Raw genomic sequence first — 23957 nt, 5'->3', positions numbered from 1 at the left:
TGCACCAATTAATCTATCAATTATCAAGACTTGGGTACTATCTATATTTAGAATGCATGGGTTTGAGTCGATAAAGTCTGCTATCGACCAAATATCTCACAATATACCTGCCATGTCATCTTTACTCGTTTAATCTCTCTATTACCCATTCTTGAAACAGCCCTGCCTTTTTAAGGGGGGCTGGGGGGGGATCTATCCAATTCTTAAATGGTTTCTAAGTACCTCAGCATAATTAAAATCCAGATCTAAAACCTGCGACGCACGCTGCGCGTGCGTCGCAGGTTTTAGGGTTTTATATTTAATTAAGCCCACTTACTGAGATCGATTTAGTAGATTCGGTTAAGCAGATCAATTTAGGAGTAATCCCAATGAAAAGACTAATTGTTTGCTGTGATGGAACTTGGGTCAAGCTAGAAAAACCAGATGCGACCAATGTCTTAAAAATCGCTCAATCTGTTCAAGCAGAAGACGATCTAGAAATACAGCAGATTGTTTTCTACGATCAAGGAATTGGTACTGAAGGTGATTTTATCGACCAAATTAGCGGTGGAGCTTTTGGTTGGGGCATTGATCAAAAGATTCAATCAGCCTATCGCTTTTTGAGTTTGAACTATCAAGAAGGTGATGAAATCTATCTGTTTGGATTTAGTCGCGGTGCTTACACCGTAAGATGTGTGGCAGGATTTATTTACTGTGCGGGATTGCTAAAACGGCAATATATCCATAAAACGCCTGAAGCCTATCAACTCTATCGCGATCGCAATTCTTCAACCCATCCCAGCGGAGAGCAAGCTATTAAATTTCGGCAAACCTATGGCGAACATGTGTCGATTCGAGCCTTATGTTGCTGGGATACGGTGGGCTCCTTAGGCATTCCCGATCTCATTCCCAATTTCCCTTTAGATAATTGGGTGAATAAGCAATATGAATTTTTTGATGTCAAAATCAATCGCTTAATTCAAAATGCTTTTCATGCCGTAGCGATCGATGAACTTCGCAAATCCTTTCTAGTTACGCCAATGGAACTCAGTGATGGGGCTGAAACCCAAATCCATCAACTCTGGTTTGTCGGTGATCATGGCAGCATTGGCGGTGGAACTAAAGAGAAGTACGGTTTATCGGATATTACCTTAGAATGGATGATGGAATGGGTTGAGAAACTGGGGCTAGCGATCGATCGCAGTTGCGTGGAATCTCCGATCAATCCGCAGTTTGACATTCCTTTTGATAACGAACCAAAGGGTATCTTTAAACTTGCTGGAGAAGTTCGACGCAAGATAGAAGGGGATATTTCCTCGTTGCATGAAACCGTAAAACAGCGCTGGCAGTATGATCCAAGTTATCGCCCAGAAAATCTCCTGTATTTAAAGCAAGAACTTGATATGTAGTAAGAAATCAGAGAGTGTACCGCCCGCGTAGCGGGCGGTACACTCTCTGATTTTATAGCTGTTGCCACTTGCGTTATACCAATTCCCAAAAGTGTGGCTACACTTTTGGGAATTAAAAACCAAACTCAGCAAGGGTTTTAAAATCACAAAATGGCTACGCCATTTTGTGATTTGGTATTAGGACAATATCAAAAGAAGAGAAGGTTGGCGCAAAGCGCCAACCTTCTCTTCTTGACGATCGCTAAAAGTTATTTGCCAATTAAGCGATCGCGCAAAGCCCTAATCTTGTCACGGTAGGTTGCAGCTTGCTCGAATTCTTGTTTTTTCGCCGCATCCTTCATCTGGGCTTCTAACTGTTCGATTACCGTAGGGATATCGTCTAACGAAATTTCCTTGGCATTATTAATTACATATTCCAATTGCCGCTCGTTGAGACGACGGGATACCGATAGAAATTCTAAGATGGCATTGCCTTCAATCGATTTCACAATCGATCGCGGCGTAATCTGGTTATCCTCATTGTATTTAATTTGAATGCGGCGGCGGCGTTCTGTTTCTGAAATGGCTTTTTCCATACTATTGGTCATGCGATCGGCATACATGATCACCTGTCCCGCAATATTTCGCGCCGCCCGCCCGATCGTTTGAATCAGCGATCGCTCGGCTCGCAAAAATCCTTCCTTATCCGCATCTAGAATCGCCACGAGAGAAACTTCAGGTAAATCCAAACCCTCTCGCAATAGGTTGACACCGATTAACACATCGAACGTACCGCGCCTTAAATCTTGAAGAATTTCAACCCGTTCGATCGATTTAATATCTGAATGGAGATACCGTACCGCTAGATTTCGTTCCTGAAAATAGGTGGTCAAGTCCTCAGCCATCTTCTTCGTCAATGTTGTAATGAGGATTCTCTCCTTCCGCTTAATTCGTTCCTGAATTTCGTGATAAAGATCGTCCACTTGCCCATCGGTTGGGCGGACAAATACTTCAGGATCGACGACCCCTGTCGGTCTGATGATTTGCTCGACCACCTGTTCTGAGACTTCCATCTCCCAGTCCCCAGGAGTAGCTGACACGAAAATACATTGTTTGACCATACCCCAAAATTCATCCGCCTTTAGGGGACGGTTATCAGCGGCGCTGGGTAATCGGAAGCCATGATCGATGAGCGTCATTTTTCTGGCGCGATCGCCGTTATACATCCCCCGAATTTGGGGAATGGAAACATGGGATTCATCAACGATCAACAGCCAATCATCCTTGGGAAAATAATCCACCAAACAAGCTGGAGATTCCCCCTCTTGTCGACCTGCCAAATGCCGCGAATAGTTCTCCACTCCATTACAAAAGCCGACTTCTCGTAGGAGTTCCAAATCATATTTCGTGCGTTGTTCCAACCTTTGCGCTTCCAGTAACTTGCCCGCGTTGGTTAATTCTTCCAGTCGCGCTTCCATTTCCGCTTGAATATCCGCACAGGCGACCTCTAAGCGATCGGCAGGGGTCACAAAGTGCCGCGCGGGATAAATATTTAAGGCATCCAAACTCTGTAAGATCTCTCCCGTGACGGGATCGACATAGCGAATTGCTTCGATTTCATCACCAAAGAACTCTACCCGAATCGTCCGATCCTCGTAGGCTGGACCAATTTCTAAAATGTCTCCCTTGACACGAAATTTACCCCTGCCCATTTCAATATCATTGCGCTCGTACTGTACGTTCGTAAGCGATCGCAATAGTTCGCGTTGGTCGTACTCCACACCCACCGCCAAGGGGATCGAAGCTTTAAGATATTCCTCAGGAATGCCCAAACCATAGATGCAGCTTACGGAAGCAACCACAATTACATCTTTGCGCTCGAATAGCGATCGCGTTGCGGAATGACGCAGCATATCGATTTCATCGTTAATCGAAGCCGTCTTTTCAATATAGGTATCGGTGACGGGAATATATGCTTCGGGCTGATAGTAATCGTAATAACTGATGAAATATTCAACGGCATTATTCGGAAAGAATTCGCGCAATTCATTGCAGAGCTGAGCCGCTAAGGTCTTATTATGCGCTAAAACTAGAGTCGGCTTTTGATATTTTGCGATCGCATTGGCGACAGTCATGGTTTTACCTGTCCCCGTTGCGCCCAAAAGCGTTTGATAACGGAGTCCTTTTTGCAATCCATCTAATAATTGAGCGATCGCTTTGGGTTGATCGGCAGTAGGTGACCAAGGGGTGCGGATGTCAAACAGGGGCATGATCTTAGAATTTGTTGAGGGGCAGTTATCGAAACAGAAATCGAAATCGGCGATCTCTATCATATCAAACCCAAATTTTGATTCCCTCCGCAGCGAACAATTATAGCTGCCGCAAACTATATCAGGACATAATACCAAATCACAAAATGGCGTTGCCATTTTGTGATTTTAAAATCCTTACTGGGTTTGGATTTTAATTCCCAAAAGTGTAGCCACACTTTTGGGAATTGGTATAAAACCCCAAAGAGAGTTGCCGCGCTCCGCGCGGCAACTCTCTTTGGGGTTTTGATTTTGTCCTAAGAAAACTGGCGGCAGCTATAGTGTTGCGCGGCTGCGCCGCGCGACACTAATTAAGTAGCTTTAGCATTAATTTCATCCGTTTGATCAGATTGATGAGGAAGGTGAGATGCTAAGCCATAAATACCGCCAAGCAGAAACCATAACAACATACTCAGCCTTGGCTCGTAGAGCACTAAATCTAGCCAGCCTGACAGCAAAAAGAGAATAGCTCCCACTGCCGCCACAAACATCATTCCTTCCGTATTTTTAGCGATCGCCGATTTTAACGATACCCAGATCGTCCAGCTAATAATACCGATAAACCCCAACAGGGCAGGAATACCCGAACCAACAGCGATCGCCAGAAATAAATTATGTTCGTGGGGCAATCCCCGCAAATCAAAATCCATTGCCTTAGCAACTAGGGGAAAGTTGCGCAATCCCCAGCCTTGGATGGGATGTTTCGCAATCAGCGCTCCCGCAAATTGCCAAGCATTAAGGCGATCGGCAGTGGATGCATAATCACCTAATTTGGGATCGATCGCGCTAGATAAGCGATTGACGAAGCCTTCGGGCAATAGCGATCGCACGGCTTCCCCACCCAAACCCAATTTCTGCCCAAATATTCCCCAAGCAATGATGGAGAGAAAAATACCTAATCCTAAAACGAATTTCCATTGGCGATAATAGAGGGCTAGGGCGAGCATTCCTATTATTGCCAACCCCCATGCATTGCGGGAACCAGTCAAAATTAATACCGCAGTTCCCAAGGCAAGAGCGACAGCGGCGATCGCTCTCTGACTTTTGGTGATGCTTTTCACTTGACCAAGCGCAAAATGAAAGGCGATCGGCAAAATCATTAATAGATAGGCGGCTGTTTCATTGAAATGTCCAAAAAAAGACTGGATGCGGCGATCGGCGCTAAACCCCATGGGTATCTTATAGCTATCAAAAATTACTTTTGGGAATAACCAATCAGGGCGATCGAGAATTGCTTGTAAGATTCCAAAACCACTTACGAGCATAGAGCTAAGCACCAATAACCAAAGAAAATGAATAAATTGGGCGGGAGTGCGAATGATAAAGCTAGTAACGGCGGCCAATAGAAAATAGGGCAAAAAGTTGGCTAGTCCTCCTGCGGCAGTAGCAGGATTAAAGGCAATTACTGTCGTAAAAATCATCCATAGCGACAGCCAAAAATAAGCGCGATTTACGGGCGTGGCGATCGCTTGCCAACCATGACGAAATAGTACCAGCACAGCCAATAACACCATCGCAAAAGGCATGAAAACGTTGCTAATCACCATAAAAATAGCAACACTTTGCAGCCAGTTCCACTCTAAGCGCAACTCATTATCTTCGGTCAGTTTCCAGAGCATCCATTTACCTTTCTCATTAATTAAGCTAAAGGTATGTGCTGCCCACACAGTGGGCAGCACATACCTTAAAGCTTTTAAGTTTATAGCAATACAAGTTTGGTTACCCAAAATATGAGTGGCGGCGCAAAGCGCCGCCACTCATATTTGAATCTAAACAAAAAAGGGAGTGCTTTGCACTCCCTTTTTTGTTTAGATTCAAATATCTATGGAAAATTAGTAATCGAAATCGCCGCCAGCACCCATAGCACCGCCGCCGCCTGCGCCCTTATCTTCAGGCTTGTCAACGACAATACATTCGGTGGTCAAAATCATACCAGCGATCGAAGCTGCATTTTGCAATGCCGAGCGGGTGACCTTAGCAGGATCGACAATACCAGCCGCAAACATATCTTCAAATTCTCCAGACATAGCATTAAAGCCAATATTGAAGTCTTTTTCGCGTACGTTTTCAGCAATTACTGCACCGTTAAAACCAGCATTTGCAGCAATCCGCTTTACGGGAGAAGACAAAGCCTTGGAGACAATGATTGCGCCAGTAAGTTCTTCACCTGTGAGGTTAGCAGTTGCCCAAGTATGAAGTTCAGGAGCAAGGTGAACATAGGTTGTACCACCGCCAGGAACGATACCTTCTTCAACTGCTGCTTTCGTTGCGTTGATGGCATCTTCTAGACGCAACTTACGATCCTTCATTTCGGTTTCAGTTGCTGCACCAACCTTAATCACGGCTACGCCACCAGAGAGCTTAGCCAAACGTTCTTGGAGCTTCTCTTTATCGTAGGAAGATTCGGTTTCTTCGATTTGACGGCGAATTTGTTCGACGCGAGTCTTAACTGCGGCTTCGTTGCCATCAGCAACAATGGTGGTACTGTCCTTGGTGATGATGATGCGACGTGCTTTACCGAGTTGATCGAGCTTCACAGCATCAAGGCGGAGTCCAGCATCTTCAGTGATGACTTGAGCGCCAGTGAGAATTGCCAAGTCTTCGAGCATCGCCTTACGACGATCGCCAAATCCAGGAGCCTTGATCGCAGCAACGTTAAGAACGCCACGGAGACGGTTCACTACGAGAGTTGCCAGAGCTTCTTTTTCGATATCTTCAGCGATGATAATCAAAGGACGACCAGCACGCGCAACTTGTTCGAGAACGGGAACGAGTTCTTGAACGAGGGCAATCTTCTTATCGGTGATTAAGAGCAATGGTTCTTCAAAGGAAGCTTCCATACGCTCAGCATCGGTTACGAAGTAAGGAGAGATATAGCCCTTATCAAAGCGCATACCTTCGGTAACTTCTAACTCGGTAAACATGGATTTACCTTCCTCGAGGGAAATCACACCTTCTTTACCAACCTTGTCCATCGCTTGAGCGATCATCGAACCGACTTCTTCGTCGTTACCAGCAGAGATGGTTCCAACTTGAGCGATCGCTTTAGAATCTTCGATGGGCTTAGCATGGTCTTTGATCTTGCCAACCAAGAAAGCAGTTGCCTTATCGATACCACGCTTAAGAGCGATCGAGTTAGCCCCAGCCGCTACGTTACGCAGACCTTCTTTAACGATGGCATGAGCCAATACGGTTGCCGTGGTGGTTCCATCACCAGCAGCATCATTGGTTTTAGAAGCAGCTTGACGAATCAAAGCTACGCCCGTATTTTCAACGTTATCTTCTAGTTCAATTTCCTTAGCAATGGTTACACCATCGTTAACGATTTGAGGAGAACCAAATTTCTTCTCCAGAACTACGTTACGACCCTTTGGTCCTAGGGTTACGGCTACCGCTTCAGCCAAGATGTCCATACCGCGTTCGAGGGCGCGACGTGCATCTTCGTTGTAAATGATTTTTTTAGACATAATTTTTTTGATTTGTTAATAGGAACGGGTTAGCAAAAAACTTGGTGATTGGTGATTGGTGATTGGGTTTCGATCTCAGTTACCGATTAGCCACTACCAATTACCAATTACCAGTGACTATGAAACGATCGCTAAAATATCTTTTTCTGCTAGCAGCACATATTCGTCTGTGCCAAGTTTGATATCAGTACCAGCGTATTTGGAGTAAAGAACTTTATCTCCAACTTTGACTTCTAGGGCTTGACGTTCGCCTTTATCATCGAGCTTTCCAGGTCCTACTGCGGCGATTTCACCGACTTGGGGCTTTTCCTTTGCGGTCTCAGGCAAGAAAATTCCACCTGCGGTTTTTTCTTCTTTAGCGCTTACTTTGATAAATACGCGATCGGCTAAAGGTTTTACTGTAGTTACGTTTAATGTCGTGGTTGCCATTTGTATTCACTCAGTTGACTAGCATTTTTTGGCTTTGTCTAGAGTGTTTTAGCACTCTAGGTGACTGAGTGCTAATTTAACCGAAATGGTTGCAATGGCTATAGTGTGGTTTACCGAACTGAAAGGCTCCGAACTGAAAGGCTAGCGCTGTTAACAATAAACATTTTTGCCAGAATCGGTGGCGCGGCTCCGCCGCGCCACCGATTCTGGTTTTATATTTGGTATTTCATTAAATCGCAAGTCCCTAATACCAATTCACGAAAGAGTGATCACACTTTTGTGAATTAAAAACTAAACCCAGAAGCGAGTATTGCGGTTTTCAAATGAGTGCGTACTCATTTGAAAACAAAAAACAATTCTAGTAAGGGTTTTGAGTTTTCATTTTGCCGTAGGCAAAATGAAAACTGCAATACCGCCCGCTACGCGGGCGGTTCTCGCTTCTGGGTTTAGTTTTTTGGTGAATTATTTAACTCCTCCATAAATCGCTGATTTCTCATTACTAATCCATGCCCACAGTTGATCGCCATAGGAAAAATGCCACCATTCATTGGGATGCCTTTGGAATCCGCTATAGGTCATCACTTGGTTTAACAATTGCCGATCGCGATGAAATTCTCTTTCCTTAATGTCTAGGGAATCGGCAAAGTAATCAGGAAAAGAGCGATCGCTAATTTCGTCAATCGGCGAACCCATATTTATTTCTTGTATAGAGTCCTCGCCTTGGGTGGGAGATCTATACAGGGTTACATCGATCGCAGCTCCCGTGCTATGGGGAGGAGGGGTTTGCGGATCATCACTCGGAATAGCCCAAAACTTGATCACTTCCGTCATTAGTGATTTTTTTTGCTCTTTCGTCAAATTTTCTACAGGTAAGCCCTTACTTTCAGCCAGTTGCGTGAAGCTATAATCCACCATGAATTTCTGAACGGGAATGGGGCGATAGGCATCAAAAACCGCAATTTGCCAGTTTGGGCGCAGGGTCTGTAAATATGCTTGAGATTTTTGCAGTCTTTCTAAGATCCCTTGCCTTATAAAAAAAGGAGAGCGATCGCCATAGGGAGCGCCTAACGCCATATAGGGGTGGGGAGCGATCCTGTAAATATCGCTAGTGATTGCCACAAGTTGCTCGCCACATTCTGAGATCGGGATAATTTGATAGGGCTTGGACATAATAGGGCGCGATCGCTAATAATGAGTAAATACACCTACTGTACAAAAGTTAACAGTTTTTCGGATATACTCCGCTAAACTCTTAGCCACGTTAATCTCTGATGTGAGGAGGATAAGGCGATCGTTTCTACCACCAATGCCACTAGTGCAAATAATTTACAATCACAGCCTATGCAATCGACGACGGATCTCGGCACAGCCTCGCAAATCCCTGAGCCAACTGAACTAACTACGCTCGAATCTTCGCAAATGCCCCAAATTGAACCCAGCACTCCTGTCCTCCGCATCATCGGGAAAGCACCCCTATCTGGTCACGTTCCCATTAGCGGAGCCAAAAATTCGATTCTTGCCCTCATGGCGGGCACGCTCTTATCCTCCGAGGGTTGCCGCATTCGGAATGTGCCCTACCTCGCAGATGTGCAGAGTATGTGTGACATCCTTGAAGCCCTTGGGGTTAAAATTTCCCGCAATGGAGAAGTTCTCGATCTCGATACCAGTAATCTGAGTAAAAATTCCGCACCCTATGAGTTGGTCAGCAAAATGAGAGCCAGCTTTTTTGCGCTCGGTTCACTGCTGGCAAGAATGGGTTCGGCAAAAATGCCTTTACCCGGAGGCTGTGCGATCGGAGCGCGTCCCGTCGAGCTACATGTACGGGGTTTACAAGCTTTAGGAGCATTTGTCCAGATTGAACATGGTATTGTTCATGCCCACTGTATGAGTAGTAATGGACGTTTGCAAGGGGCAAAGATTTATCTCGATTATCCGAGCGTGGGCGCAACCGAAACCCTGATGATGGCGGCAACCTTAGCAGAGGGTGAGACCATTATTGAAAATGCCGCGCTAGAACCTGAAGTAGTTGACCTTGCCGATCTCTGTATTGCTATGGGGGCAAAAATTCGAGGGGCTGGCACGAGTACGATCGTTATCGATGGGGTCGATAAGCTGCATTTTGCTGATTTTACGGCGATTCCCGATCGCGTTGAGGCGGCTACTTTTATGGTTGCCGCTGCAATTACACGCTCTACCTTATCGCTATCGCCTGTGATTCCTGCTCATCTGACTGCGGCAATTTCCAAATTGCAAGATATGGGTGTCACTGTGCGCCAAGACTCTGACAATATGATCACTGTCATTGGTGGCGATCGCTATCGCGCCGTAGACATCGAAACCCTGCCCTATCCTGGATTCCCCACCGATATGCAAGCGCAGTTTATGGCTTTACTGACCATTTGCGAGGGTAATGGTGTAGTTACGGAAACGGTATTTGAAAATCGCCTTCAGCATGTTGCCGAGTTAAATCGCATGGGGGCAAACATTCGCCTCAAAAATAATGTGGCGGTAGTCACGGGAGTACCCCAATTATCGGGCGCTCCTGTAATGGCAACGGATCTGCGAGCTTCGGCTGCCTTGGTGATTGCAGGGCTAGCTGCGGATGGAGAGACGACGGTAATGGGCTTACACCACCTCGATCGCGGTTATGATCGCATTGAAGAAAAACTGCGTAATGTGGGGGCAAAGCTCTATCGCACGAGTGAAGTGGTTCCCGTATAATTCCATAAAGGCGCTGCAATGCAGCGTCTTTGTTGTTATTAATTAAAAATTCATGACTGAGCTTTGCGCGATCGCCCTAGGTAGTAATCTAAGCAGTACGATAGGTGACTCCGAGAAAATTGTCCAAGCTGCGATCGCGCAACTCTCAACCCTTCCAGCAATCGAAGTGGTGAGGGTTTCCCGTTGGTATCGTACTAAGGCGATCGTTTTACCCAATGCAGATCCCCAGCCCGACTATATCAATGGTTGTGCGGTTTTAAGAACGAGTTTACCCCCCCTGCAACTTTTACAAGCCCTTTTCCATACCGAACAAATCTTTGGGCGCGAGCGGCGCGAACGTTGGGGCGCAAGAACCTTAGATCTCGATTTGTTGCTTTATGGTGATCGTGTCTTAGACAAGCCAGAGCTAGTTTTACCCCATCCGCGCATGGGCGATCGCGCTTTCGTTTTACTACCCCTTGCCGAAATTGCTGCCGATTGGATACATCCGATATATCAAATGCCGATCAGTGAGCTGGCTAAAAATCCCCCCGATATCGACTTGAGCCATCCGATCGCAATTGATACGGAAGTTTTAGCCTTAAGCTGATTTATATTTTGGGGCATGGTTGAGAAGTTATGCCAAGTTAAGAAATGGCTACGCCATTTCTTAACTTGGTAAATTAAAAACCCCAAAACCTGTAGCGCACGCACAGCGTGCGCTACAGGTTTTGGGGTTTTCTACCAATTCACAAAAGTGTTGTCACACTTTTGTGAATTAAAAACCAAACCCAGTAAGGTTTTGAGATTCCCAAAATGGCGTTGCCATTTTGAGAATTGGTATAAAGGTTTCCAAGATAAGAAATGGCATAGCCATTTCTTATCTTGGTGTCACAGAGGTACAGAGATACCAGTACAAAGACTAGTGAGCCAATTTCGTGAAATTTCCCTCAGGGCAAAATCACGCCCTAGTTCGCCACCCGCGATCGCGTATTTCAGAGCAAAATTTAGATTAGCGCCATACTTATCCCTTACCATCGATTTCAATTTTTGCAAATCAAAGACAGGAATCCTAAAATCCGCAGGGAGAGAACCTAATTTATACAAATCCGCGATCGCCATCAATTTGTAGGGAGCCGAATTTAGCATTACTTTTGTGTTGTCTTGGCGATCGCGAATCATAAAAGTCACCAACGGAATGTCCTTAAATCCTTTGGTAAGGATCTCTTCTTTATAATCCTTTGCTAGTGACTCGGAATTTACGTTTTGATCGTCCTTCTTGATTGGTTGAGTAAAAGCATCGAAGAATAAATCAGGGGGAAACCAATAAGCCGCTGCGAGCATTTTGTTGACCGTAGTAACTGCATGTAATTTTTCCTCTTCCGAAAAATTGCGATCGCCCTCAACTTGAAAATCTTCCCAAGCAAACTCGCACCAATCGGCGGTCACTAGTTCACCTAAACCTAAATCAAAATCAAAAGCAAGATTTTTTTTGTCTGCGATCGCTTCAGTAACCTCACTGCCTACCTCAGAGACCTCAAAGCCCAAATTTGTAACTACAGCTTCGGTTATTGCCTCAACGGGTTTACTACGTTTGGAAGACGTTGTTTTCTTTTTGGCTTGCCATTCAATAAATAGCTCGTCATGTAAAACCTTATCTACCCTTGCTGCACTGTAAAGCTTAACGGGTTTGGTACTTTTTGATTTAGGGTTAGGCTGATTTGCATCACATTCCCCTAAAAATTTTTCGATCGCAGCCTCGGTAAAACCATGCAACTTTTTTAGATCGCTAACGGATAAAAATTCTCCCGTTGCGGAGCGATCGATAGATTGAGTCATTGTGCACCTGCAATGTTTAATTACTTATACCAATTCGCTGAAGTGAGCCAACACTTCGGAATTTTATATTTAATTGCGCCTAGCTACTTAAGAGATTTTTATTAAAAAAGACAAAAGCGGCGCTAAGCACCGCTTTTGTCCCGCTTCTATAAAAAAGACAACGAAAAAAGATAACAATTAAGCTTCTTCTTGTTCTTCGCCCTGTAGCTTTAGTAAGAAGTATCCAAAGGCAATACCGACGGGAATCAATACCATCGATAGAATCATTGCATTTGCTAGTTCTCCCATAATTTTCTCCAAATAATCTAAATAATATTTTTTGTATTGTTAAGAATTTTACAATGACTCTGTAACCACCTCCACATCGATCGCATCCTCATATTCTTCGTGATGGCTCTCATCTCGATCATCAGGAGATGTATGGGTGCTGGCGGTGTTTTGATAAGAGCGTTTAATTTCTTCTTCATCTAGCCAGATCGGGCGCACTTCATAATGTACCCGTAAGTTAGGCGGCGCACTGCGCTCGGCTTCACGGACAAAGCGATTTGCTTCCCATTCTGCCTGAAATGTATTAAGCAGTTTTAAGGTTTTCACCCGTTGACGTTCTAAATAAGTCCAAACTTCCCAAGCGTTATATTCAGGTTCTTTGGGCTTTTCGATAACTTCCTCTGGTACTTCAGGGCGATCGCTAGCCGCTGACGGTTGAGGGCTGTCCCTAAGATCATTAGGAATAGCCTCGCCACTTGTCTTCGCCGCTGATTCGGGAGGAGATGGGTCTAAGTTTTCCGCCGTTTTTGACTGAGCTTCACGATGATCGTCCGATGGTTCAGAAGCTTTTGGGGCTGAGCGCTCGGCATTATCAAGATCCTGTGATCGCGACAGGCTTTTGATTTCTTTAGCGCGAATTTTTTTGACTGAAGAGGGATCGGCGATCGCCTTTACCTCGATTGCGGTCTGCGATTGATCGACCCATCCTTTAAAAATTACTTCTTCACCATTGATCGTTAAGCGATCGCCCACCTCTAAAGCAAAGCCTGCTAAAGAATTGAATAATGGTTTGGCATTAGTGGAAGAACTAACCCCAGCAGGTGCTTGATTGCGGCGATCTGAACGCTCTTCTTGAGGGACGTAATTATTTGCCTGACTGGATTTCCCTTGGTCAATCAGGCTTTGGACTCCCCCAACTGTGTCCTCAATTCACTAATTTGAGAATACAAAGGCGCTAAACTACTTTCCACGTAGGTTAGCAGTTCGGGATGCAAGGTAAATGGAGCTGTTTCTGGCTCTACAAGCGATCGCTCTGGCGCTGGCTCTGGTGCTGGCTCTGCTGCTGGTAAAAATTCGCGACTTACGACAGCTAAGATCCAATCAGCGATCGCCTGTTGTTTTGCATCAGCTTGAGATTTGATTTGGCTTAATAAAGGCAGGGGAAAACGAAGATTTACCTGTTTTGTCCTGTGGGGAGTTGCCATTATTTGCCCTTACTTAAAAAATTTGAGACTTCAATTATAGCAATCGTCTCTACAATCGTCATGGTAAAACCCATAAAAGGAAAGACATCACGGTTAAAGTAATGTCTCTCCCTTAGTTTCGTATAGCTTCATAGAAATTTCGAGTACCCACTTTTACTTAAATTGCAAAGGAGATTTCCCCAACGAAAGCATTACCATTACCCACAAAGCTAAGCTAGAGCAGGCAAAAGCAGAAATAACTCCTAAGAAAAAGCTATTCCATACAATAATCATTACGATCTTCTCCTGAAATCAATCCTAGCTATGATGTATACATGTATAGCTTAATACTTTATTTCCTGTATACATGATTGCTGACAAAATTTAACAGCACCGTTTTGACTTTATAGCTGTCGCCAAGTGTATTAGACATAAACCCCAAGTATTGAGTGGCGGCGCTTCGCGCCGCAACTCAATGCTTGGGGTTTGATTTGTCCTCATTTCAAGTGACTGCGGCGAAGCCGCCCCAACGATTCTGGTCAAAGCTGAAAACGGCGTAGCCATTTTTAGCTTTGGTATAAGATAACTTTTGATAAGATGAATCCCTGTACTTTTTTCTTCCAAAACCATGACCGACTGGCAACTCGCCGCCGAATTTGAAGACATTCTCTATCACAAAGCTGATGGGATCGCCAAAATTACGATCAATCGTCCCCATGTGCGTAATGCCTTTCGCCCTAAAACGATCGCGGAAATGATCGCCGCCTTTGCCGATGCTAGAGAAGATATTGAGATTGGCGTAGTTTTGCTGACAGGAGCAGGACCTGCCCCAGATGGTAAATATGCTTTTTGTGCGGGGGGCGATCAAAAAGTGCGTGGTGATGGTGGCTATATTTCCGAGTCTGGCGTGCCGCGTTTGAACGTACTCGACCTGCAACGACTCATTCGCACGATGCCTCAACCCGTAATTGCTCTAGTTGCTGGCTATGCGATCGGCGGCGGTCATGTACTACATGTCGTTTGCGATCTGACGATCGCCGCTGATAATGCTATTTTTGGTCAAACGGGACCAATGGTAGGCAGCTTTGATGGCGGTTTTGGCGCATCTTATCTAGCCAGACTCGTCGGTCAGAAAAAAGCACGAGAAATTTGGTATCTCTGCCGTCAATACGATGCCCAAGAAGCCCTAGAAATGGGTTTAGTCAATAAGGTTGTACCCATCGAAAAATTGGAAGTTGAAGGCATCCAATGGGCTCAGGAAATTTTAGACAAGAGCCCTCTGGCGATTCGTTGTCTCAAGTCTGCATTTAATGCCGATTGCGACGGACAAGCGGGAATTCAGGAGTTGGCGGGAAATGCCACCCTGTTGTTTTATATGACTCAAGAGGCACAGGAGGGCAAACAGGCTTTTCTAGAAAAGCGCAAACCCAATTTTCGCCAATATCCTAAACTGCCGTAAATACAAATAAAAAACGGTGCGAAGCACCGTTTTTTATTTGTATTTATAATCCCAAAGCTCAAAATGGCGTAGCCATTTTGAGCTTTGGGATAAAACGGGTTTTGAGAAAGGGTTTGCTACGCAAACCCTCTCTCAAAACCAAAAGTAAAAGCCTTGCTTAGCAAGGCTTTTACTTTTGGGCTTTTAAAATTTACCCACTTAATACCAATTCCCAAAAGTGTGGCTACACTTTTGGGAATTGAAAACCAAACCCAGTAAGGGTTTTAAAATCACAAAATGGCTACGCCATTTTGTGATTTGGTATAACACGAACTGACGTTAGGTAGGCGTATTGGGGCGAATTAAAACTATTGGTGTTTGTTCGGCGGCATTACCCGCAGGGTTCATTAATAGAGCTTGATTGAGCAAGTTTTCGGATACTCCTGACGTAGAAGCTAAGACCTTAACCCGCCGTAGATCGTTGACATCCACGATCGCTGCTTCTAGTCCCGTCCCAGCTTTAATTTCATCGACTACTGCTTGAGGATTTTTAGGACCTAAGACAATAAATTGATCGTAGGGGGGCAAAGTACCAGTCACGTCATCAATCAATCGCGCCTGCTCTCCCGCAAGCATATAAAACACTCCAGGTACGCGAAATATTGCCTTAGCCAGCGAACCGACGACAAAGGCAAAGGCAACACGCCATGCACCCGACTCATTGATTAAGGATTGCAAACCGCAGGCGGTGGCAAGGCTAGAGGTACTTTTAAAGTAATAACAAAGGCGCTTGGCTAACCACTGAGGCTTAATATCGCTGGGATGATAGAAATTACCCTGCATAATCGCGATCGGGGTTTCGGCGATCGTCACAATATCTCCAGCTTGGGCATGGCTCATCACATACCTTTGCATGACTTCTACAGGATTATCTCCAGCAGAAAGAATATGAGTGCGAATTGGCAATACATCCGCATCGGGGGTTGGTCGCCAGCGTTCCCTTTGATTTGCATCGGGAAACTGTAAGGGGATAATGCAGTGTTTAATTTTTTCTTCGCGTCCAGCGGGACCATAGATGGTGTAGCCAACCCGTACCCATGCAGTTTTCAGTTCTTCGAGATTTTTGCCGCTCAGGTCGATCTGAATCTCTACTCCTGTGCTCTGGTTGGGATTGACAATATAGGATTCCCAATAGTTATCATTACGACTGCCCGTATTGGGATGGCGCGATCGCAGTTGTACCTTACTATGGATTTCGTCGAGATTATCGCTGGATAGCAGAGACAGTATAGGATTTACTTCTACCAAAAACACATCAAGATTGCGGGTGTGATTGGTCGCGGTTAGAAGTAATTCCAAACGATAATGCTCTGGCTCATAGGTCAGAAATTGCCAAACCCCGCTGTCAAACTCTAGCAAGTTGCCTTGGCGAGTTTTGTATTGCCATTCAAACAAAAGCCAGAGAAAGAGGACAAAGCCACCTAAGCCCGCGATCGCAATGCCCACACCGATCAAAATATTCATAAGCCTTAATCTCTAACTCCTAATCTCTACTGATAGATTGTTTAAGAGTTTTGCAAAGTTCCGCGATCGCATGGAGTCCGCCATCAGGCTCAGCCAACTTCTTCACCATCGCACTACCGACGATCGCTCCATCCGCATTCCAATCAATGACCTGCTTAGCATGTTCGGGCTGGGAGATGCCAAAGCCAACAGCGATTGGTTTATCCGTAATTACTCTGAGCTGCTCGATCATCGTCTTCACCCCCTTAGCAACCTCGGTACGAACTCCTGTGACCCCCGTGGCACTCACCACATAAATAAAGCCCTGAGACTTTTCGGCGATCGCCGCACAGCGATCGGGAGGGCTGGTCGGAGCAATCAATAAAATCACCTCGATACCTGCTTTTTGGGCTGGCTCCAGCAAAACATGGGATTCTTCCAGCGGCAGATCGGGAACGACTAACCCTCGGACTCCAGCCTCATAGATCGTTTGTAAAAATTTTTCCACCCCAATATTTAAAATCGGGTTGTAGTAGGTAAATAAAATAATGGGCGATCGGAGTTCGGGCGCAACCGTTCTAACCACATCCAAAACCTTTTCAAGGGTTGTCCCTTTTTGCAAAGCCCTAGTTGCCGCAGCCTGAATTACGGGACCATCTGCTAGGGGATCGGAATAGGGCACACCCAACTCAATCATGTCCGCGCCGTTTCGATCCAAAACCCGCAAAGCCTTGGCTGTTGTCTCTAAGTTAGGATCGCCAGCCGTAATGAATGGAATCAGCGCGGCTTGACCTTTAGCTCGCAGTTCTTCAAATCGAGCGGAAACGGATATCATGACGTAAAAATTCCCACAAAAGTAGTCCCGTATTATACTACCGCCTCATGGCTACATCGATAAACTTTTAAAAGCCTTGCAAAGCAAGGCTTTTAAAAGTTTATCGAATATCATCAATAGCGCCATCTTCATGCCATCTGTTCCTGCTAAGTAGCTGGGCATAATTAAGATCCAGATTAAAAACCTGTGGCGCAAGCTGCGCCACAGGTTTTTGGTTTTTATATTTACTTGCGCCTAGCTACTTATCTAAAGCGGTTGGCATTTTCCCGCACGGATGAGCCCGATCCGTTTAGCGATCGCTTCACCTTGCGAGGCAAAACCACCCCAAGTTTCAACAGAATTAGCAATACTTTCCTTATTGTCAGCCTTAATAATTTCACATATACCTGTATCGCGTTTACAGATAAACCACTGCTCGCCTGAGCGATCGCCGCGATCGCCGCGATCGTGAATGTCATTTTGAGCGCTTTGGTCAGACATTTAGTTTTATGGTTATTTTTACAGTTAGTTTTCCAATTTTATAGCAACAACTCTAAGGATGAGTGGCGGTGCTTCGCACCGCCACTCATCCTTAGGGGTTTAATAAGAGCTTACCGCCCATGTTTTTAATTATGCCTTAGCTCCTTATGAGGTTGCATCCTGTCCCTAAACATAGTAAAAGAGAGCATAGGTTTATTAAGGCTTTGTCAAATATGCAAACTCTTGAAAGAGCCGAACAACTATAAAAGCAGTAAAAATGGCGTTAATTATGGCGCAAATATTTGGAGAATTTACAGAAGACTTTTCGGAAAGAAGCGAATTTTTAGTTCTGGGATTTTCGCCATCCTCATTGCCAATTCAGCTACGATGGAAGACAAATGGGCTTTCGGCTGACTTTTTGGGAGATTATGTTAAGAATTTTTTTCCAGGTGATACTAGTGCAGCCTTAAATAAACAAACAGAAATTCGTTCTGCCGTTAGTTTTGTTGCCAACGAATTGCTGGAAAATGCAATGAAGTATAGCGATAAAACTGCGGGGCAACCAGTTAATCTAGAAGTCCATTTGTTTAGCGATCGCCTCATATTTTTATCCAAAAACTCCGTCCACCAAGATGCGATCGCCAACTTCCAATCGTACCTACAAGAACTCACCACTAGTGACATTGGTGAAATGTACATCAATCAAGTCGAAAAAAGCGTTGACAACGATAATGAGTCAAGTTCAGGGCTTGGCTATTTGACAATGATCATGGACTATGAAGCAGTTTTAGGATGGAAGTTTGAACAGTCTCCAAATAACATAGATATAGTTATGGTCACTACAATGATACAGTTACCAATCTAGCTATATCTTCAGCGCATAAACTAGGAATTGTTTTAGGAATTGTTTTAGGAATTTTTTTAGAAAAGATTAATTGGATTTTTGTATTAGGAAGTATTAGGAGAAGAGAAAGAATGGAAGTGAAAGGAGACGATTATCGCGTTTGGTATGAACCCTCAGAAATGGCTATCTATTGTCAAGGTTCGTTACGTTTAGCGGGTACGGAGGAATATGCACCCATCGTTCAAGTTTTAGAAAAATCACTGGAAGAACCTCCCAAAAAAATCAAACTAAATCTCTGTCAATTAGAATTTCTAAATAGTTCAGGTATTAATATTTTATCTAAGTTTGTGATCAAGGTTCGGCAAAAAGAGACTATTAGTATCATCGTTCAAGGCTCTGAAGTCATACCTTGGCAAGGAAAATCCCTCAAAAATCTACAAAGATTAATGCCATCACTAAAGCTTGAATGGATTTAGTTAGTTTGTCCTTTGGGAAATTTTTGGGTGATTTCACTAGCGATTTCATGGCGAATAATATCCAAAAGGTTACTGATTGCTGATGGCGAGACATAGCCCGTATCTACCTCACGACCTGAGACTTTCGACAAGAAAGCCAAAATTTGCTTGGGCAACATTAATGTCAGTCCGTTTTTTAGGTGTAGTTCCAATTTATTAACGCCAGTGACCAAAGGATAACTACTGTACTGACTCAAACCCTTAACCATCTGACCGCCAGCATCAAAGTAGCTTAACTGTACATATCGATAGTTAGGGGCAGGATTGCTGTAGCCATAAGCCTCTTGCTTGAGCAATTCATGCAGATCGGCGTACTTATTAGCCTCAGCAAACCATAAACATTTCTCTAGCGATCGCGTTAGGGGCAATTTATGACTAGATTCCTCTAATTCAAAGCGGACTTCTAAGGATGCGAGAATATCTTCAATACAAGGAACAATGCGAGATTCTGAAACTGACATGGCGATCCGTGCTAAGTATAGCTATAGCTCATTAAACTTAGAATATAAAACTCTAAAAGTAAATGTCAAAATTGAGACCTAGCACTTTTGGATTGCGCTTTTGGATTATGCTTTTGGATTGCGCTTTTGCATTGTATAGCTGTCGCCAAGTGTACTAGGACATAAACCCCAAGAATTGATTGGCGGCGCTTCGCGCCGCCAATCAATTCTTGGGGTTTGATTTGTCCTAAGTCAGGTGACTGTAGCTATATGACAACCGCAAAGATGAGTGGCGACGCTTCGCGTCGCTACTCATCTTTGCGGTTCTGAGGACATAACTACTGGGAAAGGCTATAAAATGGTGGTTACAGTTATTTCTATGCAAAGTCCATGCCCACTTCCGCCGATCGCATTACTACACAAGAAGTTGCACCCAAGGCTATTGATGTGGATATCCCCAAACGGGGAATGCCAGTTACAATCATTACAGGTTTTTTAGGAAGTGGTAAGACCACTTTGCTCAACCACATTTTACAAAACCAACAGGATTTAAAGGTTGCGGTTTTAGTAAATGAATTTGGGGATATCAATATCGATAGCCAGTTGCTGATCTCAGTTGATGAGAACATGATGGAACTGAGCAATGGTTGTATTTGCTGCACCATTAATGATGGGCTGGTTGATGCTGTTTACAAAGTTCTCGAAAGAGGAGATCGCATTGACTACATGATCGTCGAAACTACAGGCGTTGCCGATCCCTTACCAATTGCCTTAACCTTTTTGGGGACGGAGTTACAACACTTAACTCGCCTCGATTCGATCTTGACTGTAGTTGATTCTGAAGCATTTACCGCTGAGCATTTCAATAGTGATGCCGCCTACTCCCAAATTATGTATGGCGACATCATTATTTTGAATAAAACCGATCTAGTTTCCGAAACAAAGCTGCAAGATCTTGAAACTTACATCAATAAAACTAAGCCTAAAGCAAGAATTTTGCGATCGCAATTAGGAGTTGTGCCCTTGCCATTAATTCTTGATATCCAGATCGACCAATCAGCGATCGCCTCGACCCAACAGGCTAGCCATGATCACAGCCATCACGATCACGCCCATCACGATCATGGCGATGCTCACACCCATGAACATTGCCATGATCCCGAATGTAATCACGAGCATCATCACCATGACCATCATCACCATTCCGATCACCTAGAAAACGATGGGTTTATTTCGATCTCATTTCAAAGCGATCGCCCCTTCGATCTCGACAAATTTCAAAACTTCCTTGATAAAAAGCTACCTGTAGATGTATTTCGGGCCAAAGGAATCTTGAATTTTGCCAATATTGACAATCGCTATGTATTTCAGCTTAGCGGCAAACGCTATGAACTCAAAACCGATGATCGCGGTAAATCAATCAATAACCAGCTAGTGATCATTGGACGTAATTTACACCGTGACGAACTGCTAGCAGATCTAGGAAGTTGCCTCGTCTAATTAAGTCCTTATCACCAGAGGTCAAGTTATGGTCATTCCAGTTAATGCGATCGCCACCAACCCCCCAATTAATTGGGAACCACTACCCGCAGACTATGTTTTACCAGACGATCCCGTGGAAAATGAACAACAACCATTATTAGCGGCGGCTCTTACCGAAGCGCTAGTTGCCGCCAATCTAATTGGGGCTAATGCTCTTATAGCCTCTAACTTTGGCTTAGTAGCCACAGTCAACAAACAAATTGTGGTCAAAGCTCCAGATTGGCTATATGTTCCTCATGTTTATCCCAGTGATGAAGGCGTAATTCGCCGCAGCTATACGCCATACCGTGAAGGTAGTGCTGTCAGTATTGTTATGGAGTTTTTATCTGATACTGATGGCGGCGAGTTTTCAGTGCGCTCCACGCCACCCTACGGCAAGCTTTATTTCTATGAGCAGATTTTGCAGGTTCCTGTCTATGTCACCTACGATCCCTATGTCCAAAATCTTGAAGTAAGAGTTTTGCAAAATGGCTATTACGTGATTCAACCCAAGGATGAGCATGGTCGCGTATGGATAGCCGAGTTAAATTTGTTTCTTGGCGTATGGTCAGGAACAAGAATGCTCACTACCACCTGCTGGCTAAGATTGTGGGACAAAGATGGCAACCTGCTCTTGTGGAATGCTGAAAAAGCTGAGCAAGAACGTATGCGTGCTGAGCAAGAACGTATGCGTGCTGAAAGAGAATATCAACGTGCTGAAGCATTGGCTGCAAAGTTACGCGAATTAGGAATCGATCCTAATCTATAAAAAAGAGTCGGCACTAAGTGCCGACTCTTTTTTATCCCAATTTACGAAAGTGTGACAACACTTTCGTAAATTGCCCCCCAGACCTCTTAAGGATTTCTAAAACTAAAATGGCTATACCATTTTTAGCTCTGGAGTAGCTTATATAGCTGCCGCCAGTTTTATTAGGACAAAATCAAAACCCCAAAGAGAGTTGCCGCGCGGAGCGCGGCAACTCTCTTTGGTTTATGTCCTGATACAGTTGGCGGCAGCTATAAGTAATGCTCTATGCGATCGCAGAGTGGATCGGCTTGAATTACGCCCTCAACTCGGTCAACGGGTTCGCCATCTTTAAATAAAACTAAAGTTGGTAGAGCAAAAACCCGATATTGAGAGGCTAGATCGGGATAGTTATCAGTATTGATCTTCACAATCTGTACCTTATCTTTCATAGTTTCGCTCACCCTATCCAAAATCCCCGTCATCAATTGACAAGGACCACACCAAGGCGCATAAAAATCTACCAAAATAGGTGCTTCTGAACTTTTTAGTAATTCATCAAAACTACTAAACTGTTTTTTTACTGACATAGGACGATCGCTCCTCTAAAAACTCAATTCTATAGCAATTTTCTCTACAGCGCTTTGAGCTTGCCTAAAACCCAGAGAAATTTTTGGGCATTGCCACTGATTTTGGGCTTTAATTCACGAAAGTTTGACAAAACTAGCGAACGCAAAACCAGAAGATGAGTGGCGGCGCAAAGCACCGCCACTCATCTTCTGGTTTTTTATTTGTTTTTGTCGCAAAGGTTACATCGCTAGGCTAAAATTACATTTGGCTATTACTCAATCTGCAATGATCTCTAGTAACGATTTTCGACCCGGCGTAACAATTGAACTTGATGGCGAAGTCTGGCGTGTAGTGGAATTCTTACACGTAAAGCCTGGTAAGGGTTCGGCATTTGTACGCACCACCCTAAAAAGCGCCATGACAGGTAAAAACTTAGAAAGAACCTTCAGAGCTGGGGAAATGGTTCCTCAAGCGGTTCTAGAAAAAAGCTCCATGCAGCATACCTATAAAGACGGTGATGATTATGTCTTTATGGATATGCAGAGCTATGAAGAAGCGAATTTGACTACTGCTCAGATCGGCAGCCGTGTCAAATATATCAAGGAAGGCATGGAAGTTAATGTCGTGCGTTGGGGCGAGCGGGTGATTGAGGTTGAATTACCTAACACAGTCGTATTAGAGGTTATCGAAACCGATCCTGGACTCAAAGGTGATACGGCAACTGGCGGCAGCAAAGCCGCTAAGGTAGAAACTGGCGCATCGATTAATGTTCCGTTATTTGTGAATATTGGCGATCGCATTAAGATTGATACTCGTGAAGACACGTATTTGGGGCGTGAAAATTAGGTGGAATTTAGCTTAGAACAAGTACGTGAGCTAGTCACGATTCTAAATAAGACGGATATTACCGAATTAACGCTAGAATCAGGCGATGTTCGTTTGAGTATTCGCAAAAGCGAAACTAGGATGGTAACTGCACCACAAGTTCCTGCTGCCATCACCGCAGCACCAGCGACAACTACGGCGATCGAAAATCCACCGACGAGTCCTGTAGCTCCAACACCTACGATCGCTGATTCTCTTCCTACTAAAAAGCTGATAGAAATAACTTCGCCAATGGTTGGCACATTCTATCGCTCTCCATCCCCCGATGATGCACCGTTTGTCGAGATTGGCGATACCGTCAAAAAAGGCAGCACTGTCTGTATTATTGAGGCGATGAAGTTGATGAATGAAATCGAATCGGAGTCTTCTGGCAAGATTGTGGAAATTCTCGTAGATAATTCCCAACCAGTTGAATATGGTCAAGTTTTGATGCGTGTCGAAGCAACTTAGTCCTTAGTCAAAATTGCTCTCATTGCGTAAATCTCATTAAAGTGTTATCACACTTTCGTAAATTGGTATTAAACAAACAAATAAAAGTGGCGGCGCTTCGCGCCGCCACTTTTATTTGGGCTTCACCCTTACGTTGCTATATCTTGAGATTTATATCTTGAGGGCTATATCTTGCGAAATTCCTAGACTC

At 44.4% G+C, this 23957-nt stretch carries 24 protein-coding genes; 10 read left to right on the top strand and 14 right to left on the bottom strand.

Going from position 1 to position 23957, the window contains the following annotated elements:
* Positions 1–368 precede the first annotated feature (368 nt).
* A complete protein-coding gene (locus PseudUWO310_RS07840) occupies positions 369–1388 on the top strand; it encodes a DUF2235 domain-containing protein (protein WP_142600132.1) in 1020 nt (339 codons plus the stop codon).
* A 248-nt stretch (positions 1389–1636) separates the two neighbouring features.
* Here the strand turns inward: PseudUWO310_RS07840 and uvrB are convergent, their stop codons facing one another.
* From uvrB to PseudUWO310_RS07815, 5 genes are all read right to left on the bottom strand, one after another.
* Positions 1637–3637: an excinuclease ABC subunit UvrB gene (uvrB, locus tag PseudUWO310_RS07835; protein WP_142600137.1), complete on the bottom strand. Its 2001-nt coding sequence runs from the start codon at positions 3635–3637 to the stop codon at positions 1637–1639.
* Positions 3638–3987: 350 nt separating this feature from the next.
* A complete protein-coding gene (locus tag PseudUWO310_RS07830; RefSeq protein ID WP_142600131.1) occupies positions 3988–5355 on the bottom strand; it encodes an O-antigen ligase family protein in 1368 nt (455 codons plus the stop codon).
* A gap of 153 nt (positions 5356–5508) precedes the next feature.
* Positions 5509–7143 (bottom strand): chaperonin GroEL, encoded by a 1635-nt coding sequence (gene groL, locus PseudUWO310_RS07825; protein WP_142600130.1) that lies wholly within the window; start codon positions 7141–7143, stop codon positions 5509–5511.
* Positions 7144–7260: 117 nt separating this feature from the next.
* Positions 7261–7572 (bottom strand): co-chaperone GroES, encoded by a 312-nt coding sequence (groES, locus tag PseudUWO310_RS07820; RefSeq protein WP_009629538.1) that lies wholly within the window; start codon positions 7570–7572, stop codon positions 7261–7263.
* A gap of 462 nt (positions 7573–8034) precedes the next feature.
* Entirely contained in the window at positions 8035–8742 is a 708-nt protein-coding gene (locus PseudUWO310_RS07815; RefSeq protein WP_142600129.1) for a M15 family metallopeptidase, read from the bottom strand.
* Between the two features lie 171 nt (positions 8743–8913).
* Here PseudUWO310_RS07815 and murA point away from each other — a divergent pair, with 171 nt between their 5' ends.
* Together murA and folK are read left to right on the top strand one after the other, a co-directional pair.
* Positions 8914–10293, top strand: a complete 1380-nt coding sequence (gene murA / locus PseudUWO310_RS07810) for a UDP-N-acetylglucosamine 1-carboxyvinyltransferase (protein ID WP_142600128.1) — start codon at positions 8914–8916, stop codon at positions 10291–10293.
* A gap of 52 nt (positions 10294–10345) precedes the next feature.
* A complete protein-coding gene (folK, locus tag PseudUWO310_RS07805; RefSeq protein WP_142600127.1) occupies positions 10346–10882 on the top strand; it encodes a 2-amino-4-hydroxy-6-hydroxymethyldihydropteridine diphosphokinase in 537 nt (178 codons plus the stop codon).
* 281 nt (positions 10883–11163) lie between these two features.
* On the opposite strand, the gene PseudUWO310_RS07800 is transcribed toward folK, so the two are convergent.
* The 4 genes from PseudUWO310_RS07800 to PseudUWO310_RS07785 all read right to left on the bottom strand — a co-directional run bounded on the left by PseudUWO310_RS07800 (position 11164) and on the right by PseudUWO310_RS07785 (position 13583).
* The gene (locus tag PseudUWO310_RS07800; RefSeq protein ID WP_142600126.1) at positions 11164–12111 is read right to left on the bottom strand and encodes a hypothetical protein; all 948 of its coding nucleotides are present in this window, start codon (positions 12109–12111) and stop codon (positions 11164–11166) included.
* A gap of 177 nt (positions 12112–12288) precedes the next feature.
* Positions 12289–12399 (bottom strand): PetM family cytochrome b6-f complex subunit 7, encoded by a 111-nt coding sequence (locus tag PseudUWO310_RS07795; RefSeq protein WP_009627705.1) that lies wholly within the window; start codon positions 12397–12399, stop codon positions 12289–12291.
* A 48-nt stretch (positions 12400–12447) separates the two neighbouring features.
* On the bottom strand, positions 12448–13131 hold the full coding sequence (locus tag PseudUWO310_RS07790) for a hypothetical protein (protein ID WP_142600125.1): 684 nt from the start codon (positions 13129–13131) through the stop codon (positions 12448–12450).
* Between the two features lie 143 nt (positions 13132–13274).
* The gene (locus PseudUWO310_RS07785; RefSeq protein WP_142600124.1) at positions 13275–13583 is read right to left on the bottom strand and encodes a hypothetical protein; all 309 of its coding nucleotides are present in this window, start codon (positions 13581–13583) and stop codon (positions 13275–13277) included.
* A gap of 607 nt (positions 13584–14190) precedes the next feature.
* Here PseudUWO310_RS07785 and menB point away from each other — a divergent pair.
* A complete protein-coding gene (gene menB / locus PseudUWO310_RS07780) occupies positions 14191–15021 on the top strand; it encodes a 1,4-dihydroxy-2-naphthoyl-CoA synthase (RefSeq protein WP_142600123.1) in 831 nt (276 codons plus the stop codon).
* 318 nt (positions 15022–15339) lie between these two features.
* On the opposite strand, the gene PseudUWO310_RS07775 is transcribed toward menB, so the two are convergent.
* The 3 genes from PseudUWO310_RS07775 to PseudUWO310_RS07765 form a co-directional block, all read right to left on the bottom strand.
* Complete coding sequence (locus tag PseudUWO310_RS07775) at positions 15340–16524, bottom strand: coenzyme F420-0:L-glutamate ligase (protein ID WP_142600122.1); 1185 nt, start codon at positions 16522–16524, stop codon at positions 15340–15342.
* A 19-nt stretch (positions 16525–16543) separates the two neighbouring features.
* Complete coding sequence (gene trpA / locus PseudUWO310_RS07770; protein ID WP_009627711.1) at positions 16544–17338, bottom strand: tryptophan synthase subunit alpha; 795 nt, start codon at positions 17336–17338, stop codon at positions 16544–16546.
* A gap of 246 nt (positions 17339–17584) precedes the next feature.
* Positions 17585–17791, bottom strand: a complete 207-nt coding sequence (locus PseudUWO310_RS07765) for a DDE transposase family protein (RefSeq protein ID WP_411729019.1) — start codon at positions 17789–17791, stop codon at positions 17585–17587.
* 295 nt (positions 17792–18086) lie between these two features.
* Here PseudUWO310_RS07765 and PseudUWO310_RS07760 point away from each other — a divergent pair, with 295 nt between their 5' ends.
* Both PseudUWO310_RS07760 and PseudUWO310_RS07755 read left to right on the top strand, forming a co-directional pair.
* The gene (locus PseudUWO310_RS07760; protein WP_142600120.1) at positions 18087–18662 is read left to right on the top strand and encodes a DUF6272 family protein; all 576 of its coding nucleotides are present in this window, start codon (positions 18087–18089) and stop codon (positions 18660–18662) included.
* 110 nt (positions 18663–18772) lie between these two features.
* Positions 18773–19117 (top strand): slr1659 superfamily regulator, encoded by a 345-nt coding sequence (locus PseudUWO310_RS07755; protein ID WP_142600119.1) that lies wholly within the window; start codon positions 18773–18775, stop codon positions 19115–19117.
* Here PseudUWO310_RS07755 and PseudUWO310_RS07750 read toward each other — a convergent pair.
* Positions 19114–19617: a hypothetical protein gene (locus PseudUWO310_RS07750; protein ID WP_142600118.1), complete on the bottom strand. Its 504-nt coding sequence runs from the start codon at positions 19615–19617 to the stop codon at positions 19114–19116. The two genes, PseudUWO310_RS07755 and PseudUWO310_RS07750, sit on opposite strands and share 4 nt — an antisense overlap.
* Before the next feature lie 369 nt (positions 19618–19986).
* Between PseudUWO310_RS07750 and PseudUWO310_RS07745 the strand changes: the two genes are divergently transcribed.
* On the top strand, positions 19987–21096 hold the full coding sequence (locus PseudUWO310_RS07745; protein WP_142600117.1) for a CobW family GTP-binding protein: 1110 nt from the start codon (positions 19987–19989) through the stop codon (positions 21094–21096).
* A gap of 28 nt (positions 21097–21124) precedes the next feature.
* Entirely contained in the window at positions 21125–21886 is a 762-nt protein-coding gene (locus PseudUWO310_RS07740) for a Uma2 family endonuclease (RefSeq protein ID WP_142600116.1), read from the top strand.
* A 248-nt stretch (positions 21887–22134) separates the two neighbouring features.
* Here the strand turns inward: PseudUWO310_RS07740 and trxA are convergent, their stop codons facing one another.
* The gene (gene trxA, locus PseudUWO310_RS07735) at positions 22135–22452 is read right to left on the bottom strand and encodes a thioredoxin (RefSeq protein ID WP_055076595.1); all 318 of its coding nucleotides are present in this window, start codon (positions 22450–22452) and stop codon (positions 22135–22137) included.
* Between the two features lie 265 nt (positions 22453–22717).
* On the opposite strand from trxA, the gene efp reads away from it, so the two are divergent.
* Positions 22718–23278, top strand: a complete 561-nt coding sequence (efp, locus tag PseudUWO310_RS07730; protein WP_142600136.1) for an elongation factor P — start codon at positions 22718–22720, stop codon at positions 23276–23278.
* Positions 23279–23767, top strand: a complete 489-nt coding sequence (accB, locus tag PseudUWO310_RS07725; RefSeq protein ID WP_142600115.1) for an acetyl-CoA carboxylase biotin carboxyl carrier protein — start codon at positions 23279–23281, stop codon at positions 23765–23767.
* The last annotated feature ends 190 nt before the right edge of the window (positions 23768–23957 follow it).

The organism is Pseudanabaena sp. UWO310 (assembly GCF_006861605.1).
Lineage (GTDB): Bacteria > Cyanobacteriota > Cyanobacteriia > Pseudanabaenales > Pseudanabaenaceae > Pseudanabaena.
This window is presented reverse-complemented; position numbering and strand designations above follow the sequence as displayed.

Bases quoted from the DNA above. Each gene is read 5' to 3' on its own strand.
- PseudUWO310_RS07840 (WP_142600132.1), top strand. From the start codon at position 369: ATGAAAAGACTAATTGTTTGCTGTGATGGAACTTGGGTCAAGCTAGAA.
- uvrB (WP_142600137.1), bottom strand. From the start codon at position 3,637: ATGCCCCTGTTTGACATCCGCACCCCTTGGTCACCTACTGCCGATCAA.
- groL (WP_142600130.1), bottom strand. From the start codon at position 7,143: ATGTCTAAAAAAATCATTTACAACGAAGATGCACGTCGCGCCCTCGAA.
- groES (WP_009629538.1), bottom strand. From the start codon at position 7,572: ATGGCAACCACGACATTAAACGTAACTACAGTAAAACCTTTAGCCGAT.
- PseudUWO310_RS07815 (WP_142600129.1), bottom strand. From the start codon at position 8,742: ATGTCCAAGCCCTATCAAATTATCCCGATCTCAGAATGTGGCGAGCAA.
- murA (WP_142600128.1), top strand. From the start codon at position 8,914: ATGCAATCGACGACGGATCTCGGCACAGCCTCGCAAATCCCTGAGCCA.
- folK (WP_142600127.1), top strand. From the start codon at position 10,346: ATGACTGAGCTTTGCGCGATCGCCCTAGGTAGTAATCTAAGCAGTACG.
- PseudUWO310_RS07800 (WP_142600126.1), bottom strand. From the start codon at position 12,111: ATGACTCAATCTATCGATCGCTCCGCAACGGGAGAATTTTTATCCGTT.
- PseudUWO310_RS07795 (WP_009627705.1), bottom strand. From the start codon at position 12,399: ATGGGAGAACTAGCAAATGCAATGATTCTATCGATGGTATTGATTCCC.
- PseudUWO310_RS07785 (WP_142600124.1), bottom strand. From the start codon at position 13,583: ATGGCAACTCCCCACAGGACAAAACAGGTAAATCTTCGTTTTCCCCTG.
- menB (WP_142600123.1), top strand. From the start codon at position 14,191: ATGACCGACTGGCAACTCGCCGCCGAATTTGAAGACATTCTCTATCAC.
- PseudUWO310_RS07775 (WP_142600122.1), bottom strand. From the start codon at position 16,524: ATGAATATTTTGATCGGTGTGGGCATTGCGATCGCGGGCTTAGGTGGC.
- trpA (WP_009627711.1), bottom strand. From the start codon at position 17,338: ATGATATCCGTTTCCGCTCGATTTGAAGAACTGCGAGCTAAAGGTCAA.
- PseudUWO310_RS07760 (WP_142600120.1), top strand. From the start codon at position 18,087: ATGGCGCAAATATTTGGAGAATTTACAGAAGACTTTTCGGAAAGAAGC.
- PseudUWO310_RS07755 (WP_142600119.1), top strand. From the start codon at position 18,773: ATGGAAGTGAAAGGAGACGATTATCGCGTTTGGTATGAACCCTCAGAA.
- PseudUWO310_RS07750 (WP_142600118.1), bottom strand. From the start codon at position 19,617: ATGTCAGTTTCAGAATCTCGCATTGTTCCTTGTATTGAAGATATTCTC.
- PseudUWO310_RS07745 (WP_142600117.1), top strand. From the start codon at position 19,987: ATGCCCACTTCCGCCGATCGCATTACTACACAAGAAGTTGCACCCAAG.
- PseudUWO310_RS07740 (WP_142600116.1), top strand. From the start codon at position 21,125: ATGGTCATTCCAGTTAATGCGATCGCCACCAACCCCCCAATTAATTGG.
- trxA (WP_055076595.1), bottom strand. From the start codon at position 22,452: ATGTCAGTAAAAAAACAGTTTAGTAGTTTTGATGAATTACTAAAAAGT.
- efp (WP_142600136.1), top strand. From the start codon at position 22,718: ATGATCTCTAGTAACGATTTTCGACCCGGCGTAACAATTGAACTTGAT.